The 21,848-nt window shown below is 45.7% G+C and carries 6 protein-coding genes; all 6 read left to right on the forward strand.

All coding sequences use genetic code 11. The features are described 5' to 3' along the window. Window positions 1-400 precede the first annotated feature (400 nt). The 6 genes from A4R26_RS19125 (at window position 401) to A4R26_RS19150 (ending at window position 21,771) form a co-directional block, all read left to right on the forward strand. Window positions 401-2,716, forward strand: a complete 2,316-nt coding sequence (locus tag A4R26_RS19125) for a hypothetical protein (protein WP_133054730.1) — start codon at window positions 401-403, stop codon at window positions 2,714-2,716. Window positions 2,717-2,771: 55 nt separating this feature from the next. Then, window positions 2,772-3,830, forward strand: coding sequence for a hypothetical protein (locus A4R26_RS19130; protein ID WP_165760332.1), 1,059 nt, complete (start codon window positions 2,772-2,774; stop codon window positions 3,828-3,830). Window positions 3,831-4,255: 425 nt separating this feature from the next. Further along, window positions 4,256-11,812 carry a PA14 domain-containing protein gene (locus A4R26_RS19135; protein WP_165760333.1) on the forward strand — a complete coding sequence of 2,519 codons (7,557 nt, stop codon included), beginning with the start codon at window positions 4,256-4,258 and terminating at the stop codon, window positions 11,810-11,812. A gap of 53 nt (window positions 11,813-11,865) precedes the next feature. Further along, a complete protein-coding gene (locus tag A4R26_RS19140; protein ID WP_081166633.1) occupies window positions 11,866-12,633 on the forward strand; it encodes a LolA3 family protein in 768 nt (255 codons plus the stop codon). A 79-nt stretch (window positions 12,634-12,712) separates the two neighbouring features. Beyond that, window positions 12,713-21,412, forward strand: a complete 8,700-nt coding sequence (locus tag A4R26_RS19145; protein ID WP_081166637.1) for an RHS repeat-associated core domain-containing protein — start codon at window positions 12,713-12,715, stop codon at window positions 21,410-21,412. Then, window positions 21,409-21,771, forward strand: coding sequence for a hypothetical protein (locus A4R26_RS19150; protein WP_081166642.1), 363 nt, complete (start codon window positions 21,409-21,411; stop codon window positions 21,769-21,771). The genes A4R26_RS19145 and A4R26_RS19150 overlap by 4 nt, the downstream gene beginning before the upstream one ends. The last annotated feature ends 77 nt before the right edge of the window (window positions 21,772-21,848 follow it).

Genomic DNA, 21,848 nt, shown 5'->3' on the forward strand with positions numbered 1-21,848 from the left:
ATTATTATCATTCCATTTACAATTACTTCTTCAGGTAACCTGCTATGTATAAGCATTAGCCGTAATCAATGGTGTTATTTTAGTTATTGCTTAAAGCCACTGTTTTAAGTAAGCTGCAACCTTTTGCCTCAACTTTTTAGTTCAGGTTTAGAGCTTGTGACCGTAAGCATTGTATTGCTTATATCAAGGATTTTATTTCCAGTAAACTGCTGTTGAAGACAGCAGCATGATATTGTATTGACTTTTATTAACTGTATAAACTTTTCGTTTGCAAAAGTGGATAGGGATCATATTGCTTATACTGTATAACAGTTTGACGGCGTATAGTCAGCTCCGGAAGCCTGATATTAACAGGCTTGGCAAACCGCTTTTGTTAAATGCGAGAGATAATATAAACGCTGTGAAGGATACCGTTCTTACATCAACTAAAAATGTGCTGCAGCACCTGCCTGTTAAACAGGGTGAAGGTGCAGCAATATATGCGGTTGATACATTGGTTCCTAAACGGCTTGCAGCCGCCGATTCAATCGCTGAACCGGAAGATGATGAACCTTCCGTGTGGTTACCCGAACAGCGCAATTGCAAATCGGTGGTCAATGTTCCTGTTTATGCTTATATATATGTGCCGGTGGTAAGAGAGCCGGTAAAGAAGATGGCGCCGGTTGAACCGGCAAAGCCGCAGCGAATTCCATTTCTGCAGGTGCATGGCAATGTAATGTACAACGTGAATTATTATTCGAATATCGATACGCCATATAACGAGCAGGATATTTACCAGCATACCGTGCAAACGTATCTCGATGTAACCGTTAAAGGACAATACCCTATGCGGATCTATCTTACTAACCGCTTTACCAATTCGAAATTGTTCCGGAATTTTTCCGATCTCAATTTTAATTATAACAATACCCAATTCACGCAAAAGATAAAAACACAGATAAGGGAAAAATTCCTGGCTTCTTTGCCTTCTCCGGCAGTGCCTGACAGTCTTCAGTATGAACTGGTCGCTACAATAAAAAAATTAAAAGTGCTGGATGGATGGATTAAAAATCCCGGACTTATTCAAAAGATGGTGGAGGCAAGAGAAAAAGCCTGGCGTGATTCTGTAAAGGCAACACTTAAGTTGCAGGCGCCGGAAACCAACACGGTTAAAGATACTGGACTGGCCTGGTTAAGCCTTGATTCTTTATCTATTTATCAACAGTATACCCAAAAGAAACAACAGGCCGATTCATTACGTGCACGTGTGGTTGTTTTGCAGCAAATGATCAAATCGGCCAAAGGACAATCCCGGGAAACAATCAATAAAGTATGCCGCGATATTGAGCAGGCTAAAAGCCCGGCGAAATTGAAGGAGATCATGGTAGAAAACCAGATCGGCGATTCCATTCTTCCCAAAGGATATAAAACATTAATGGCTATTCGTTCTTTTGGTATTGGCCGAACGGTGGTGAATTATTCCGAACTATCGGCAAAGAATATTTCCGTGAATGGCCTCCAGGCCGAATATAATCCGGATGCTTACTACGCAGTGGCAACTGGCAGCGTTGACTATCGTTTTCGCGATTTTATTGTGAAAGGGCCTAAGCAGTCCAATCAATACCTTACCGTATTGCGGTATGGCCGGGGGCTGAAAGATGGAAACAATATAATATTTACCTGGTTTGGGGGCCGCAGGCAGTTGTACAATGCCGGTACGGTAGATTCGCAACAGGTACAAACACAAACACCTTCATCGGCATTAATGGGTTTTACCGTTGAAGGAACATACCGGCTTACAAAAAATATTATGTTCACGGCCGAGGTGGCCAAATCATCTTACCCGGTATATGCAAAAGATTCATCGGGTAAAAGCAGTCTGCCGTCCCAGATGCTTGAATTAAGCAATCGGCACAATGAAGCCTATTCACTAAAGGCCGATGCCTTCTTCCCGAAAACACAAACCACGGTAAGGGGTACTTTTAAAAGACTGGGCGCAAATTTTCAATCGTTCAGCACATTTACCGATGGTTCGGCCCAAACCGCCTGGAGCGCCAGTATACAACAATTGTTTTTTAAACGACAATTGACATTGACGCTGGGCGCCAATACCAACGACTTCAGTAATCCTTTCATCGGAAGCCAGTATAAAAGTACCACTGTGTTTAAAAGCGTACAGGCAACTTTACGAAAAAATAAATGGCCGGTAATATCGCTGGGTTATTTCCCCAGCAGCCAGATCACAAAACTGGGTGATGGGCTTTACCAGGAAAATCTCTTTTACACCCTTACCGGCAATGTGACCCATTCTTATAAAGTACGTCAACTGATGATGAATTCAGCAATGGTGTATACACAATTCTATAACCGTTCAACGGATTCCGGCTTTGTATACTTCAATACAAAGAACCTGTTATTGAGCCAGTCTGCATTCTTGCAGCAACTGACGCTGCAGGCCAATGCCTCCGGCGCGTTCAACCAGGATTATAAGCTGTATACACTGGAAGGAAAAGCGTTGTACAATATCAATAAATATATAGCGGTAGGGGGTGGTATAAAATATAATTATCAAACGGAATTCAATATAGAGCAACTGGGCTATTCTGCCGAGACTTCGTTACAGATACCTAAAGTTGGACAAATTCAATTTTCAGCCGAAAAGGGATTTATTCCCGGCATGAATAAACAGCTTATGCCGAACAATACCGGCCGGGCAACTTATTTTAAAACATTTTGAACAGGATATTATGTTTAGAAATCGGATACTGTTTTGTTTACTGTTATTGGGTGTTATGTATACATCGCATGCACAGATAAGCATGACGCTACAGGTGCCGCCGGCAGGCGTTTTAGTAAAGAACCAGTTATGGAACCTGGTGCTGGTAAACGCCGGCAATACCACACAACTGGTTAGGGTAAACCTGGTATTGCTCGATGTGCAAACGAACCAGCCTGTAATGAATGCCACTACTGCGCCCGTTTCTTTGAGTAAAGGCGCCCGGCAATTGCAGGCCCGGGATGTTTCGCCGGTTCAGTATACCTATAGTATTCCTGCCGCAAAAGTAGATATGGATCCCAACGGCATGCTGCCTGCAGGCCGCTACCTGGCCTGTTATACAGTAGTGAGCGCCGATAAGGGAAATTTCACATTGGTTGAAAATTGTATTCCGGTTAATGTAGACCCGTTAAGTCCGCCCCTGCTGAATACACCTGCCAATGAAGATAACCTGATAACGCCTTACCCGCAATTCACCTGGCTGCCGCCTACGCCTATTGGTTTATTCAACGATCTGGGATATGCCATTGCAATTGTTGAAGTACTGCCCGGACAGGGCAAAGCGGATGCCATACAACAGAATATTCCACTAAACGCTTCGGTGTATACGAAAGACCTTTTCTGGAATTATCCGGCATCAACAAGGTCCCTGGATACGGGCAAAGTATATGCCTGGCGGGTGGTGGCTATGAACAGTGGCAAACCAGTAGCCCTGAGCGATATCTGGACGTTCCGCGTAACGAAAACAATACCGGAGCCCGGCAAAGTAATAGAAACGCCATTTGTAGAAGTAAAGCGTGCACAGGATGCCGTGATCGCGACAGCAGGTAATGTGCTGCGTATAACTTATGATAATGCAGCGGCTGATTCTGCGGTAAAATATACCATCACCGGTATTGAGGAAGCCGGTAACCCGGTGGTACAGGAAGGTGACCTCGCTTTGCGGTTTGGTCCCAATCAATTACAGGTGCCGTTGCGTAATAACAGGAAAATACAATCAGGTAAAGTTTACCTGTTAAAGTTTACGAACAGCCGAAATGAAACCTGGACGGTAAAATTCACAGTGAACAAGTAGGCGATTGAAAACAGTGCGAGCGGATTTGAAATAAAGAACTTGCATAACAATAGTAGAACTATAATATTCCCCGAACTATGATATTGAGTTTAGCATTAAGGTACCAGAAGCACATAGCCTTATTCCTGTTGAGCATTTCATTTGTTCAACTGACGATAGCAGAGCGAATCTCTTTTTATAAGCGTGGAGCTAATACAAATATGCCAACGCTTAAAATGTATAGTGGTAATTACGGACAGCTATGGACTAATGCTTTAGTGAAATCTGACAAGATTAATCAGAGGGATGCCCAATTCCCCCTCCACCGGAGAGCTTGTCCCGACTTGTCGGGAGGGCATGGGGGAGGCCGGCGGGGGGAGGCTGCCTTCATCGGCGGCCCAACCCAACCCGAGAGCCAGTCGTTCAGTTCGGTCAACAGCAACAATATGGTTGACCTGTTCACCGGCGACTTCAGTTATAACATACCATTGCTCGATGTAGGCGGTTACCCGGTGAATATTGCTTACCACAGTGGTATTACCATGGATGAGGAAGCAAGCTGGGTAGGGCTGGGCTGGAATATTAACCCGGGTTCCATTACCCGTAATATGCGCGGGGTGCCGGATGATTTTAATGGGGGGAGTGATACTATGAAGAAAGTGTCGCATATAAGGGCCAATGAGAATTGGGGGGTAACGGTGGGAGGAGATATTGAATTATTCGGGTTGTCGAAAGACCAGATGAAAAGCGGCGATACTGTTAAAATAGGCCTTGGCGCCAGTTTCGGGATTTTCCATAACACTTACAAAGGTTGGGGATTTGAACGGGCATTGAATGCTTCTATAAATGCGGGTACAAAATCATTCGGTACCCTGGCCGGCGGGCTTTCAATGACCAATAATACCCAGGATGGCGTTTCTATAAACCCCAGTTTGTCGTACCAATATCTGGCGCATACCAAAAATGAGAATATCATGGCCGGTGGTGGCATCTCGTTATCTGCTCCATATAATTCAAGGACTGGTCTTAAAGCTATTCAATTAGGACTTGGTGCAAATGCCAGGATCAAAAGACATGGTGAAGAAATACCGGGGGGAATAACGTTTGCCTGGCCAACCTATTCGCCAACGATCACCATGCCCATGACCAATTATAATCAAAGTGTAACTATAAAAGTTGGCAAGGAATTTAATGGGCTGAATAAATCTGTATTCGTAAGCGGATACTGGGGGAGCGAATATGTAGCATCTGCCGATACCTCTGTGTCAATTCCGGTATTTGGTTATCTCAATTACCAGAATATGGTGGGTAACCGCGACGCGTTAACCGATTTCAACCGGGAAAAAGAATTGATCTACCGGGAAAAACCTGCCATTCCACATATTGCAGTTCCTTCTTACACTTACGATGTGTTCTCTATAGCAGGTGAAGGTACGGGGGGTAGCTTCAGGCCTTATCGTGGCGATATCGGATTTATTGCTGACCACAGGATCCGCAGTAAAACCCGTTCAGATAGAATGAGTGTTGATGTTGGGATAGGCCAAACCGTTCATGCCGGGTTTGATTTGAATTTAAACTATTCTTACACGCAAACAGGCCCCTGGGAAGCGGAAAATACGCTGGGGAATACGATCAATTTTAAAAGCAGCAACCGGCTTTTTGAAGCGGCTTATTTCCGTAATCCGGCAGAAAAAGCGATCAATACAACCGCTTTTTATGATGCCATTGGCGGCGATGATGTAGTGGCGCCCGCGCTGGCGCAAAGCGGCAGAAACACACCCACGATCGTTGCATCCAATACCCTTAACCGCTACAGCGGAAAAAAAGAAGTGGGTAGTGTTGACCTCAATGCGGCAAATGCGGTACGGAATACCCGCGATAAACGAACACAGGTTATTTCATACCTCACGGCACAGGAAGCAAGTGTGGCCGGGTTGGATAAATACATTTATCATCATACCATAAACAAGTTTGGTTCCCGCCATTGCGACGATATTTCTGTTGAAGATACCGGGGGCATTGGTACCGGTTTGATGGCTTATTTTTATGACAATAACCAGTTTAAAGGACCAGCCTGGAAATCAGGTTTGGACAAGGATGTCTTTTTTTATGTAGAGAATAAAAAAACTCCGTTTAAAAATTTTCCGGGTGATAATTTCTCAACCCGCTGGCTGGGACGCCTGAAGGCTCCGGTATCCGGCACATACGATATTGGCATCAGGGGCGATGATTATTATCGCTTGTGGGTAAATGATACTCTGGTGATCGACGAGTGGAAGCGCCCTTCAGACGGCTGGAAGGGTGTTCAGCTCAACCTGGTAAAAGGCCATTTTTATAAGATCCGGATAGACTTCATTGAGATTGGCGGAAAGGCGATCATGCACCTCGCATGGAGAAGACCCGATGTGCCCAATCGACCTTTTAGTTATGAACATCATGATCCGGTGCCAACGAAATACCTGTATCCACCCATATTTGTCGATACGGCCGTTGTTGACGAGGTTATTACGCGGGAAGACCGGGTGAATAATTTCCGTAAAAGCAGTCATATCTCTGAGATAGATGTATTGAATCCTGATGGCCGCCGGTATGTATATGGCATCCCGGTATATAATATTCAACAGAAGGAAGTAAGCTTCTCTGTTAAAAAAGATGAGCGGCAGAACGACCTTACCGGCATGACGGCGTTCTCTGACGAGGAAAATAGCGTCAAAAACGACGTTCCCAAATCGGGTTATTATAGCAGAACCGAAACACCGGCCTATGCGCATTCTTTTTTACTAACAGGTATATTATCGCCCGATTATGTTGACATAACCGGTAATGGCATAAGCGATGATGACCAGGGAGATGCGGTTAAATTCAATTACGCAAAAAGCGCCGGTATTGCAAATCCCTACGAATGGCGGGCCCCTTATAACGACAGTGCCAATTACAGTGAAGGGCTGAAGACCTATAACCGCGATGATAAAGCGCATTATATCAGTGGCAAAAAAGAAATGTGGTACCTGCATTCCATTGAATCGAAGACCATGATCGCCACTTTTACCCTCCAACACCGCGAAGACCTGCAGGCGATCAGTGAAAAAGGCGTAAAATCGAACAGTGGAAAAGCTTTTTGTCTTAAACAGATCGATCTGTATTCAAAAGCAGATTTCTTAAAAAATCCGCTCAATCCCACGCCCGTTAAGACTGTTCATTTTGAATATAGTTATGAGTTGTGCCGGGGCATTAATAAATATGGTAACGGCGCGGGCAACGACTCGGGAAAATTGACCCTGAAAAAGATCTGGTTTACCTATAATGGTAATGATAAAGGAAAGCTGAACCCATACGTATTTTACTATCATAATAACAATCCCCGGTACATTTCCAATGCTACCGATAAATGGGGGACCTATAAAGATCCGGCACAAAATCCGAATGCTACGGCACAAAGACCGTTAAGCAATGCCGATTATCCATATGCCATACAAGACAGTGCTCAGGCTGCCTTTAATGCTGCCGCCTGGATGCTGGACTCTATAAAAATGCCTTCCGGCGGGCGCATAAAAGTGAAATACGAAAGTGATGATTATGCCTTTGTACAGAACAGGCGTGCAACGCAGATGATGCAACTGGCAGGGTTTGGAAGAACAGGCCCTGGTCATATAAGCGATAGGTTATATTCAGTGGATGCCGACTTAAGTATCCATGATCATAAGTTTGTGTATGTAAAGATCCCCGTAGCCGTAAACACCAAACAGGAGCTGTATGCGCGGTACCTGGAAGGATTGACCAAATTATACTTCAGGTTATTTGTGACCATGCCGGCCAATGATGGTTATGGCTCCGGTTCTGAATATGTGCCTTGCTATGCGGAACCTGATGTTGCTTCCGGCGAATGGTACGGGTTTACCGACGATCCGAACATTATCTGGATCAAAGTGACCGGTGTGAACAATGACGGCGATGGTGGCGGTTCCCTGAGCCCGCTGGCCCAGGCTGCTATTAATTACCTGCGGTTGAACCTGCCTTCCAAAGCATATTACCGTTCAGAACCCGGCGATAAACTGAATCCCCTGGATGCCGTGCGGGCATTGGTTCCCTCTTTATCCGAAATATCAAATATGCTGCTCGGCTTCAATAAAACAGTGCGATTGAAGAACGTAGCTGCTCATACCTCACCCGAACGTTCATACGTACGGTTGAATTGCCCCACCGGTAAGAAGTTAGGCGGCGGGTTACGCGTTAAGACCGTCCTGATCTATGACCACTGGAATGCCATGACGAAGAAGAAAGAAACAGTATACGGACAAAACTATGATTACACAACAGTACAAACCATAAACGGAAAAGAAACACGGGTAAGCAGTGGGGTAGCTTCCTGGGAACCTGTGATCGGGGCGGAAGAAAATCCTTTCCACCTGCCCATCGAGTACCAGGAGCGGATGTCGGTACTGGCTCCTACAGCAGCCCAGTATAGTGAAGAGCCGTTGGGTGAGGCGTTTTTCCCGGGTGCATCCGTAGGGTATAGCAAAGTGCGCGTAAGAAGTATTCACACCGATAAAACCCGCTCAGCCAATGGGTATGCAGAAACCAGGTTCTATACGACATATGATTTTCCAACCCGCTGGGACTGGACGGTATTCGATAACGATACCAAGAAGCGATATAAACCTTTGCTTAGGAATTTCCTGCGTATAGATTCAAAAAGTTTTCTCTCCATTTCACAGGGCTTTAAAGTGGAGCTGAACGATATGAATGGAAAGCTGCGCTCGGAAGCCAGCTATGCCGAGAACGATCCCAAAAACCCGGTGTCCTATACCGAGAATTTTTACCGGGTCGACAATGGAGCTGTAACCTCGAAGCGTTTGAACAATGTGGTTACAACCATCGATCCATTCGGAAATATTGATACAACGGCTACTATTGGGAAGGACGTTGAACTGATGGCCGATATGCGCGACCAGACCTCTGTTGCCATCGGCGCCAACGTCAATGTGAATACCGACATGTTCACCGTGGGGAATTTCCCTGCTATCGTTCCTGCGCTGTTGAATCTCTTCCAGAAAGAGACCAACCAGTTCCGCTCTGCAGCCATGACAAAAGTGATCTACCGGTATGGAATTATCGATAGCGTGGTGGTCATTGACAAAGGCAGCAAGATCTCCACAAAAAATATGATGTACGATGCAGAAACCGGTGATCCATTACTTACGCGAACACAAAACGAGTTCAATGATCCGGTTTACAATTTTACATATCCTGCGCATTGGGTGTACAATGGCATGGGGCCTGCCTACCGCAATATCGGCGCTATTTTAAAGAACCTGGAAATAAAGAATGGTAAAATAACCCAGAGCGTGGGCCAGGATACGATCCTTACCGGTGGCGATGAATTACTGGTGTACAGTAAAGAATCCATTGGCGCAACCGGGTGTAATGTAGGTGATACCGCCAGTTTCCCCGATAGTTACAGGTTGTGGGTAGTCGATACGAATACGGTTCATGGCGGAGCGCCGCAGCTGTATTTGGTTGACAGGAATGGAACACCATTTTCCGGCAACGATGTAACCATAAAAGTAACCCGTTCGGGCCGGCGTAATATGAATGGGGCCGTAGGTTCGGTAATGTCATTGCGCAGTCCGCTGGTGCGGGGGGGTGACGGAAAATACAGGCTGGTATTCGATACCGCTACCCGTGTTGTAAATGCAGGCGCCAGTGAAATGGCGCAATACTGGAAGGTGGCCGATAGAAGAAAAATGGATCTTGTGAAGGACTGTTTCCCCACATCGGCAGACAGCGCCAGGTTTGCCAATGAGGCCTGCTCCTGCCTGCAGCCTTTCTTTGCACATTTAATTTCTACGAACCAGCTATTTGTAAAAAGGCGAACGATAAGCCAGTTATTAAACGGAACATCTATTAACGTAGACAATTGTCCCATCTTAAAGGATAACCTGAACAGGGTGTTCAAACCGGTTACGGATGATCCTAACGGCCCGGAGTATAAATGTTTGATCGGCGACGTGCTGATAACACTGGAACGCCGTAACCCATATACCAATACATCATTCAATGAAATGACGGCCAGTGCCTGTACTTCGGAAGGAGTTGTATTTAAAAAGCCCAATGTAGTGATCCCCGAACCTGATACGATAACTGTTCGTATAGCGCCTGATTTTTCTGCCAGCCTGTTGTCGAACCAGAACTGTCCAACGTTCAGGGATTCGCTTACGACGATCGACTCAACATCTGACCGGTTGTTGGTTGAAACCAATCTCAACATTGGCGGGCTTGAGCGCAATGCCATTTCAATTATGCGGTTCAACAATGTAAGACAGATCCCGGAAACCGCCGAAATTTTAGCCGCCCGGCTTATTTTACAGGCCGATCAGCGCGGGCATCATTCGTCATGGCCCAATGCCAACTCGGTAAACCCGGTTGATTCCCTGAGTGTGTCGCTTTCCGCTTCAGGCTGGTTCCCCACGGTATCACTGGAATCGTTCCACGATCAATTGACCACCAGTCCCTGGCATAGAGAGGTAAGAAGGATGGTGCCATTTCAAAATGATACTATAGATGTAAAAGAGTATCTCGAAGGCTACCGGGATTATCTCTATTCATCCACCTCATTCATATTGGCGCAGGGATCGAAGGACTTTCATACAAATGTTTCCGGTTACGGTGAAGGCTACGAAGAAGCGCCGGGATACATGCAAAGCGGTTATGGAAATTATTATTCAACCCTTTATTCGCAACGGTATCCCGATCAATCGAAATGGCCGGTGATGGAAGTGACTTATGTGGTGTATCCGCCAGACGTAGATACCATGGGTGCGAAACTTGTTTATAATGCTACGTTACAATGTACGAATATCAGCAGCAGTTTGTGTTACAGTGCTGTTACAGATACTACGGTTAACCCCTATCAATACGGTATATTGGGTAATTACCGCCCACTGCGCAGTTTTGTGTATTACAGCCGCCGCATGGAATCTGATCCATTACAACCAATAAATACCCGTACTAATGGAGTGATAAAAGATTTTTCACCCTTCTGGATACTGCAAAACAATAACTGGCAGCCTTCATATGACACCACCCGCTGGGTATGGAATGCGCAAACCACGCTCTTTAACCGAAAAGGTTTTGAGCTGGAAAACAAAGATCCGCTCGGCCGTTACAATGCCGGTATCTATGGTTACGGTTTAACATTGCCGGTAGCGGTATTACAGAACAGCCATTTCCAGGAAGGCGCATACGAGGGGTTTGAAGATTATGACTTTGAAACAAATAATTGTGATAATGCCTGTCCGGTTGCCAGGTCGTTCGACTGGTCGGCCCACAAGGCAGATTTCACTACAGTACAGTCGCATACGGGACTGTATAGTTTGAAAGTAGAAGAGGATAACCTGGTGAGTATTTCAGCCGGTCTGCAACCGGCAGCCGATGGAGTGATTGCCACGCTGGCGTCTTCTGTAGAATCAGGCGCCTGCGGCGGCAAGCTCAAAGGTATGCTGGCTTCAAAGAGTACGATCCTGCCAAACTTTGCCCCGATAGCCGGCAAAAAAGTGATCGTTGGCGGTTGGGTAAAAGAAGAGAATAGCTGCCAGTGTAAAAGCTATACCCGCAATCATATTCTGGTTGGCTTTATGGTAGGAGGTAATATCAATACCATTCAGTTAAGTCCCTCGGGCAACCTGGTTGAAGGCTGGCAACGGTATGAAGCAGTTGTAGATATTCCGGTGAATGCCACCCAAATGACCCTGACGTTACAGGCATCGGATTCGGCCACTACTTATTTCGACGATATCCGTATTCATCCCTACAATGCACAAATGAAATCGTTTGTATACAACGCGGTGAACCTGCGGCTGATGGCAGAACTGGATGAGAACAATTACGCCACCATGTATGAATATGATGACGATGGTACCCTGGTGCGCGTGAAGAAGGAAACAGAGCGGGGTGTGCAAACTATTAAGGAAAGCAGGAGCGCATTGTTGAAGGAAGAACAATAGGCAATGGGCAATTGGCAATGCGTAAGAATTAATTGACTATATAAACTCATTATATGAAACAGCTTTGTGCATTATTAACGATAGCAGTTTTTCTACTGTCAGGCAGAGCGGGAGGAGCAGCGCCGCGCTATGAGAGAGATACCGCCGGTGCGGTAAAACAGTTTATGCAGAAAGTGCAACAGGCGTACAAGTCGGCCGCATACCTGAGTTTTCATGTAAAGTACCGGTATGCGAATAAAGATAATCCGCAGCGTTATATCGATACCATTCAGGGCGAAGTGGCAATGGATAAGAACCGCATGCGGTTTATAATAGAAGAGGTGGAGACGGTAACCAACGATAAGTATACGATACGGGTTGACCATGATGAGAAACTGATCTATTTGTCTACACCGCAGCCTGCGCAAATGGCCGATCCATTAGCGATGCTTGACAGTGCCCTGGCTCATTTTGAAGGCATCAAAGCACAGGTGACGCATAACAAATCGCAGTCTACACTGGTATTGAATTTTCCGCCCGGTCAACCTTATAAGAATATAACAATGGTCATAGACGAGAAAACAGGCTTTGTGCAAAGGGTGTTGTATGAGTTGTATACCGATGGCCTTGTTGAAAAAGACCAGGTGATAGGGCAGGGCGGAAATGGAATTTACCAGGCCGAAGGCCGTATAGAGATACTGTTCACTGATTACCGGCAGGGACAATTTTCCGATGCGCTGTTCAATGAAGGCGGGTATTTTACCCGGCTTGGGCAGGGACAATATGAGCCATCGGAAAAGTATAAAGATTACCAGGTATTTCTGGCGTCATCGAAACTGTAGCCTTACCCGTGTGGCAAGAGAATCAATGAAGAGCCATACAAGAATTGGAAGAAGTACATAGAATACAAAAGACAACCAAATGCAGACCCATTCCTTTTACCGCATATTATTACTTATAGGCTTTGTTTGTATGGCTGCTATTGCCCGCGCCGGCGATGGCGGCGGCGTAGTGGCAAAAGCTATACTCGACGGCAGTAAAAACCAGGTGCATAAAGATTCCTCGGTCACTGTGGAAGATTCCGCTTTCTTCAATGCCGCCGCTATTGGGGTTGATACCGGGTATTCGGTACAAAACGTAATTACCCTGAAAATAAATGAAGCTTCGAACGTATATATGCGTACGGCTTTTGAGGTAAGAGTGAAGCTGCTAATTTCTTATAGTAACGGTTCCGATACGGCTTCCGTTATAAAGGATTTTACAGTTACCTATGATACGGGAAATGTGTATAACGCCCGGAATAACTTTGTGTTTTACGGCGGGCGAAAAGTAACGGTTAAGATACTGGAGGTTGATTCAAACGGCGCTACCTGGAATGTATCGTCTGTGCTCATGGTCGAGAATCAGTTGACCGCTAAACCTAAATATATTTTCTCCTGCACCAATACCGTAACCAGTATCACGGTTACGCCTGTTGCCGATACTGCCGATGAATTGCCGGTAAGCTGGACAGCCATACGCGGCGCCGATCAGTATGACCTGGAGTGGACCTATGTAGATGCATCTGCTTATGAGCGCTATAAGACCGGTGGCACATTTGATCAGGCATTGATCTTCTATCACAATGCCACCCGCGTTAGTACCTCTGGTAATACCTACAATATTCCATTGATGTATGATAATAATGGAACATTGTTCATTCGCGTGCGTCCGGTTCAGATCGGTGAATCTAATTCGGTACTGGCTGCCAACTGGAGTTCAGTAATGGGGCAGTACGCGTTTACCGGCCATGAACGGCCGCTGAACTGGCAATCGAACATCAGTTTTGCCGAAGAAGGAAAACGCAAAGTGGTGGTGCAGTATTTTGACGGCGGATTGCGCAGCCGCCAGACCGTGACAAAAGACAATACCAATAATAATGTAATTGTTGCAGAAACCTTTTATGACTACCAGGGCCGGCCGGCCATCCAGGTGATGCCGGCGCCTTCGCTCAGTAGCGTAATTCAATATACGGCCGGGTTTAATGTGAGCATCAATAATCCGGAATATACTCAAAGTAATTTTGATACGCTGATCAGCCCCGATCTGTATTGTAATGCCCATGCCGGTCCCTTGAGTTCAACCTCAGGGGCGAGCCTGTATTATTCACCCAACAACCCAAAGAAAACCATCGGCATGAACCAGTTCATTCCCGATGCGGAAAATTATCCCTTTACCGAAACCGAATATACCCCCGATAATACCGGCCGCATCAGCCGCCAGGGCGGGGTGGGGGCTGCTCATCAACTGGGTAACGGACACGAAACAAAATATTTTTATGGTACACCCGATCAAAAAGAGCTGGATGCCTTGTTTGGAACCGATGTTGGCGATGCGTCACATTATTTTAAAAATATGGTGCAGGATGCCAATGGACAGTTCAGCATCAGTTATGTAGATATGCATGGCCGCACCATTGCTACCGGACTGGCCGGCGAAGAACCGGCCGGTATGACGCCATTAGCGTCAAACACCAGCCGGCAGGTCACCGAAAACCTGGTCGATTCCGCAGGAAGGTTCATTCAGAACTGGGACCTGTTAAGCCAGAAGTCCCTGGTGGTGTCAAAAGCGGGCGACCATACCTTTAAATATAAATTAGATCCGGCGTCGCTGATAGAGCAAAACTGCGATACGCAGAATATTTGTTACTCCTGCCTGTACGATCTGCAGATAACGATCACCGATAATTGCAACAACCAGTTACTGCCAGGCAACAAGGCTTTCGATACGGTGCTGCATAATTTTTCACTGGGAGCTATTACACCCAACTGCACCCCCTCGCCGGTGAACTTCGATTTTACTTTAAACCTCCTCCCCGGCAGTTACCAGGTAACCAAACGGCTTACCATAAGCCGGGATGCCTTTAACTATTACCGCGACAGTGTGTACCTGCCAAATAATACCTGCAGATCACTGCAGGATTTTATCAGCGAACAGCGCACACTCATTGCACAGCAGAACACTGAATGTGCACCCGATTGCGAAAGCTGCCGGGCCAGTGTAGGCACGCTGGAACAGTACAGGAACCAGTTTATTAGCCAAACGGGTATTGCCCCGGAAGAGGTAGCGTTTTATGAACCGCAAATAGCGCAATCCTATAAAAATGCACTGGAAGCCTGTAATGCCCTCTGTGGCGACAGCGCATCTACCGACAATGACATCCGGGCTGCGATGCTGCAGGACCTTACGCCGCCTTATGGACAGTATGCAGATACGTTAATACGTTCCGATGATGATAAGTTTTCGATCTTTTATATCAAACCCAACGACGAGTTGTATGTACCTGTATTTAAATTGGGCAATTTAGTCTACCGCGATGCGAACGGTCAGCCTGACAAAGTGTATGACCTCGAGTTTGACATGATGGTAGCGCCAAACACGTTAAACAAAACGGAGTTCACCCAAAACTTCCGCACCAGCTGGGCAGAAGCATTGTTACCCTATCACCCTGAGTACTGTAAACTTCAGCTACTGGAGTCGTTAAAGGCCAGCAATGTGTGGGACCGCAGAATGGAGAAGGTGGAAAATTTTTATGACGCCCGTGATTCGGGATACCTGAACCCAACAGGCAATGCCACCTTTGCCGGCTATAGCAGCCATTACCGCATTAATGCCGCTAACCTTGATCCATTAATATCTTTACGTCCGGAACTGAAGGTTGCCCTGGAGAATAAACTGAAAGAGTATATCACCTTAAAAAAGGGATTTTTGACAACTAAGGTGAACATGTGGAGCATGGCCAATGCCGTGGTAAAATGCGATTCGGGTAATGCTACCTGTGTAAATTATTACAACAATACGCACGCCCATAATTTTGATACCACCTGGTGCGATGGCGACCTTGACCAGGCCTGGCAAACATTCCGGCAAATGTATCTGAACGCCAAACAGGAACTGGTGAACGAGGTGGTCAATAATCCGGTTGATTGTACCCCTGTAAGCCCGGCCTATACCAGCATACCTACGCGTAAGGAACTAATGGATGAAGGCCACCAGCCACATTTTACCAAGGAAATTAAAGAGGCGATCGCTGAAAATAAACTTGATTTTGTCAATGATCCCGAAAAAGTGAATGAAGCCAAAGCCGGCGGGCAACAGGCGCTGAATAAAATGTATGATGACAATTGTTCGGCGTTGGTAGAGCAATGGAGAGCGCAATTGTCAGGCTGTTATAACGAAACTGCTTTAAATACGATCCTCCCCTTATTAAAAGGTTTGTGCCGCCAGGCTTGCGATGGCGATCATATTTTCGGGGCGAGCACCCTGCCAGCCGGAACTGACTACCAGGGCTACCACAGTTTTCAGGAGATATTGGATACTTATAACACCAATAATAATATTACCGTTGGGGTAGACTGTAATGCCGAACTGATCACGATGCCGGCGCCGTATGACAAACGCCCGGCTTATTATTATGAACCGGTAATTAGCAAACCTCGTGAATGTGAATGTAAGCTGATCAATGATCACTATTCAATGTATAAAGTGGGTAGATTGCAGGGAAGCGGCGATGCCAACTTTGCCGCCTATATACAAAGAACGCAGGGCGTAACCATGACCGAGAGCGATCTGCAAACCTTGAGGAGCCTGTGTAACGATCCGGGCATTCCTACGGATGCCGAAGTGACCTGTACCTTTCTGCCCAGTCCCATTTATTTACCACCGGCGCTTCAGTGTAATGTGGGAGAAGTATGTACCACCTGCACGGTAGTACAGGAATTATATCAGAACTTTAAACAACAGTACCCTAACGATACCCCACGCATAGCCGAAGCAGCTGATACTATGCAGCTAAAGCGGAATAATCTCTTCCGGAATTATATGAATAACCGCCTCGGTTATTCCCTGCAGACGGAGGAGTACCTGCAGTTCCTGAAACAGTGTGCCGATTCGGCCGCCATTATCGGGAATGTAACTTATTGCGACGACCAACATATCGGGAACCTGTATTATACCATAGGCAATGAGCCCGGTAAATTGCAGGATATTCAACCAACGCCGGATGGCGGTTATATTATGGCGGGCAGTGTTGGCATAACCTCCAGGGATGGAACGCTGGTTAAAACCGATAGCCTGGGGAATGTACAATGGGCCAAAAAATATGGCGGCCTCAACAGTGATACTTTATTACGGGTTCGCCGTACCAGCGACAATGGGTATATAGCGATCGGCACAACGCATTCGGGCCATTATACTACCGGGGCTATGTGGGTGATAAAAACAAATGCAGCCGGTGAAGTAAGCTGGACAAAAAGGATCGGTTTTGGAACACCGTTTGGCGAACATGGCTACGATATTATTCAAACCAGCGATGGCGGTTATGCGGCCCTCGGCATTTATAACCAGCATGCGGGGCATGGAGAGTTTTTGTTGAGCAGGCTGCAACCCGATGGAAACATTAGCTGGGTGCGGCGTTTCGGCACCAGCCGTTTACAGGTAAACAGCACAGCATGTTTGCCCGGTATGACAGATTCCATTAATTACAATGCAGCTTCTTCCTATGGATTGTTAGAACAGGCTGATACTTTACTGGTAAGTGGGGCTGCTTATGATCCTAACCTCGGCGACCGGTATTTTGGCGTGGTGCACCGCCTGGATAAAGACAATGGCAGCCTGTTGGGATCCTGGCATTATGCCGATGGAGCGGATACGACCCGCAGTTGCTGGTTCAGGGATATATATTCTACCGAAAACGGGTATATGATCATGGTGAACAGTGCGCAGCAATTGGGAACCACCAATGCGCAGGCAGGAGTTATCCATTTAACAAAAGCAGGAGAAGTAGTATCCTACAAGCGATTCAATATTCCGGCCGGCAGCGACAGAATGGTTACATCCTCTGTATTCCCGGCAGCCGGCGGCGGTTATATGGTGGCCCAAACCGGTAATAACAGCCAGCATATTACCTGGCAGCGGGTAGATGCGGCAGGATCGCTGCTGTGGTCGAGCGAAACCAATCTGGCAGGAACGCAAACCGTTGGCCGCATTGCACAGAACGATAAAGGCAGGTTTACTTTGGCCGGAGATAACAACCAACAGATGTTAATGCTGGCGCTGCATCCCGGCAACAGTTGTTTTGACCAGGATGTAACGCTGGGGGCAACCGACGAACCGGTAAACCGGGTGCCCTGGGCCACAGGAGTAGATGAGCAGGTAATGCCCCTGTATACTGATACCACATTGACAGGGTTTGCTTATACGCTTACAGATTCCATGCTGGTATGTTCGAGCGAGGGGCCATGCCGTGATTATTACGAAGGGCCCAGGTTATGCGGTAAATCGCAACCCGTATTGCCGCCGTATAAAGAAGAGTTTACCGCTTGTTCAGACAGTACTTTCTTTGCGATAAGCAAGGGCACAGAGTTGTACAAGGAGTATACCGATTCACTTTCCGGCGCTTTTGAACGGAACTATATAGAGAAGTGTTTACAGGCTTACCGCTACGAATCGTTTACGGTTACTTATACTAAAAAAGAATATCATTACACATTATATTACTACGACCAGGCAGGTAATCTTATTCGTACGGTATCGCCGGCTGGTGTAAACCCAATAACCGATTCATTGGAGTTGGAACAGGTAAAGGCGTATAGGTCTGCAGGTACAGAAAAAGTACCGGTACATACGCTCTACACCGATTACCGCTACAATACGCTGAACCAGGTAGTGGCGCAACATTCCCCTGACGGTGGAACAAGTGCTTTCTGGTACGATAGGTTGGGAAGGTTGAGCATATCTCAGAATGCGAAGCAAAAAGACAGTATACAATATAGTTATACGAAATATGATATTATTGGCCGGATCACCGAAGTAGGACAGTTGGCCAGCAGTACGGCTATGGTTGATGCCACCAGCAGGGACCAGGGTTCATTGGAGACCTGGCTCACGAATGCCGCGGGAACGGCAGAGCAGGTAACGAAGACGACGTACGATGTTGAATACACGCCATTACAACCGGTGCTGAAAACGCGCAACCTGCGCAACCGGGTATCGTGGACGGCATTATATAACACGGCTACCGATCTGGGTAATAATGAAGCGGCGACTGCTACCTACTACACCTATGATATTTTAGGCAATGTGGACACCCTGGTGCAGGATTACCGGTTCGGTGTGATGGCCGCCAATGGCAACCGCTTTAAGAAGATCGCTTATGATTTTGATCTGGTAAGCGGTAAAGTAAACCAGGTAAGTTATCAGCCCGGGCAATCCGATGCGTTCTATCACAGGTATGTGTATGATGCAGAGAACCGTATTACAAATGTGCTTACCAGTGCCGATAGTATCAACTGGGATAATGATGCATTCTACCAGTATTATGATCATGGACCATTGGCAAGAACGATATTGGGAGAGCAGCAGGTTCAGGGTATTAATCATGCTTATAATTTGCAGGGTTGGATAAAAACCTTTAATCCCGATGTGCAAACTGGCGGCGGCTACACATTGAAGGCTGACGGAAGTACAGGAAGTGTTGTAGGCAAGCCGGCTTACCAGGTAATGTTGAATTATTTCAATGGCGACTACAAGGCAATCAGCGGGGTCACACCGATGGATAATGGGTTAGATTTGGCGTTGGGAGGCGCATACCGTCCGTTGTTCAATGGTAATATAAGCAGTATGGCGGTGAATATTGAGAAGTTAGGTAATCCGTTGTTGTATAATTACCAATATGACCAGTTGAACCGCATTGTGGCAATGGATGCGTGGCAAAAAGGCGCTAACTGGGGAAGTTTAACACCACGAAATGACTTCCAGGAACGGATCAGTTATGATGCCAATGGAAATATTTTAGGATATAAACGGAATGGTAACAACACGTTTGCCGGTAAACCGTTGGGTATGGACAGCCTGAATTATAGTTATGTAATGGGGACCAATAGGCTTGATCATGTGAGTGATAATGTGCCTGCAGGAAATTATACCGAGGATATCGATAACCAGACAGCGGGTAATTATGATTATGATGCTATTGGTAACCTGGTAAAAGATAATGCAGAAGGCATTACGAGCATTAGCTGGACGGTATATGGAAAGATCAGGCAGATTGTAAAAGGTGATAGTGTTGTGATTTCATATACCTATGATCCCAGTGGTAACAGGATTAGTAAAGCGATAATTAAGTCAGGTTCCACTGATACTGCCAGGACATGGTACGTGCGGGATGCACAGGGGAATGTAATGAGTGTATATGAGGCTGGTAAGCCATCGGTAAATGAAGGTCATTTAACGCAATCGGAGCTGCACTTGTATGGCAGCAGCAGGATTGGGTTATTACGCCGGAGTTTTGATGTGGCTGAAGAGTACAATCCAGCCGATACCACCATGCCCTTGCTGGGTACTGGTCTTGGTCATAACTTTGGCCGGGGAAATAAGCTCTTTGAGTTAAGCAATCACCTGGGCAACGTGTTGGCGACATTGAACGATAAAAAGCTCGGCGTGTCATCAAATAATAATACTGTTGATTATTTCAATCCGCAGGTGGTGAGTGCGCAGGATTATTATCCATTTGGGATGTTACAGGTAGGAAGGGTGTTTAATTCGGGTGGATATAGGTATGGGTTTAATGGAAAAGAATATGATAATGAAGTGAAGGGAGAGGGAAATCAGCAGGATTATGGGATGAGGGTCTATGATCCGAGAGTGGGTAAGTTTTTGAGTTTGGATCCGTTGACGAAGACTTATCCATGGTATACACCATACCAATTTACGGGAAATAATCCCATAAAGTTTATTGACCTCGATGGCTTAGAACCGTTTGATCCAAATAAATATATTAATTCAGATGCTCCTAATGTTGATCCTAAATATAAGAACGTAAACTTACATAGACCTAAGGTTGAACCTGAAGGCGCTGCGAAAGTTGCAGTGGGTATTTTGAATGCGGCTTGTATGACGTTTGGTGCTTTTTCTGAAGCGGCATTGGCAGGGCATCTTGAAAATAAATATGTAAATCAGGTACAATTCCCTCTGACCAATAACAATATTGGGCATGTAGCAATGGGTATAATAATTTCTCCTGTTGCACTAGCAATGGAACTAAAAAAGGACCCAGGAAACGAGCTGTTATGGGGAGAGGCTGCATTTATGATAGGGGCTTTTGTTAAGTTTAGACCTACACTTAAAGGTTCAGTGCCTGATGTTGCTTTAGGAGTGTCGGAATATATGGGGCGGGATCCTGTAACTGGTAGGGCTAAGCCAAATGCCTTGCAACAGTTTGCTTCAGAGCAAAAGGCCTATCCTCATGATGTCTGGTCTAATCCGTTCGGAGGTATCGCTTCCGAAGCAGGCAAAACGGGATTTGATCAGATTTTTACAGCAGTTATGGATCACGTGGTTAATGGAGGCGGTAGGATAAAGTTTAATTTAGAATTTTTTGAAATAGATCGTGCTGCAAAATCAGCAGGCAAAAGCCTAATGGATGCGGAAGGTTATACAGATTGGGAATTCGGTCAATTAGTGGATAATAAAGCATATTGGGAGAAAACCGACCTCTATCGCAATAATAAAATTCTAAGTGAAAGTGAAAAAACACAAGTTCGGAATGAATATAAAGAAGCCGCAAAAAAACAAAACAGATGATGCATCAATCTTTTAAGATAAGACAAAGAATTAATGGATATAATTATTATGCATTAATTGAATTAGAAGTGGATGAGAATTTTGATAAAGAATTAATAATTGAATATGATGATTCTCGAGTTGATCCTAAATGGAAATCTTCGATTGATTTTGGAATAAAATATTTTCATTTTCATTATTTAGAAAATGAAAATAAGGGGTTTGCAGTGTTAGTGAGAAATTTGCATACTATGATAGGTGATTCAACGCCGTCTATTGTTTTTTACATAACAGTTAAATGTTTAACAGAGTTGTTTTCTTTTAAAAAGGACTTGGTTAAAATTAATCAAGAAACGGGAGAGTTTATTTTTTTTAGATAATCAATAATTTTTAGTGTCGTACAGTGCTTTTAAATTTTTTGCCATAAGTACAAATTGTGCTTAATGAGCAGTAGCCA

The sequence above is a fragment of the Niastella populi genome, from assembly GCF_002078015.1.
GTDB classification, from domain to species: Bacteria; Bacteroidota; Bacteroidia; order Chitinophagales; family Chitinophagaceae; genus Niastella; species Niastella populi.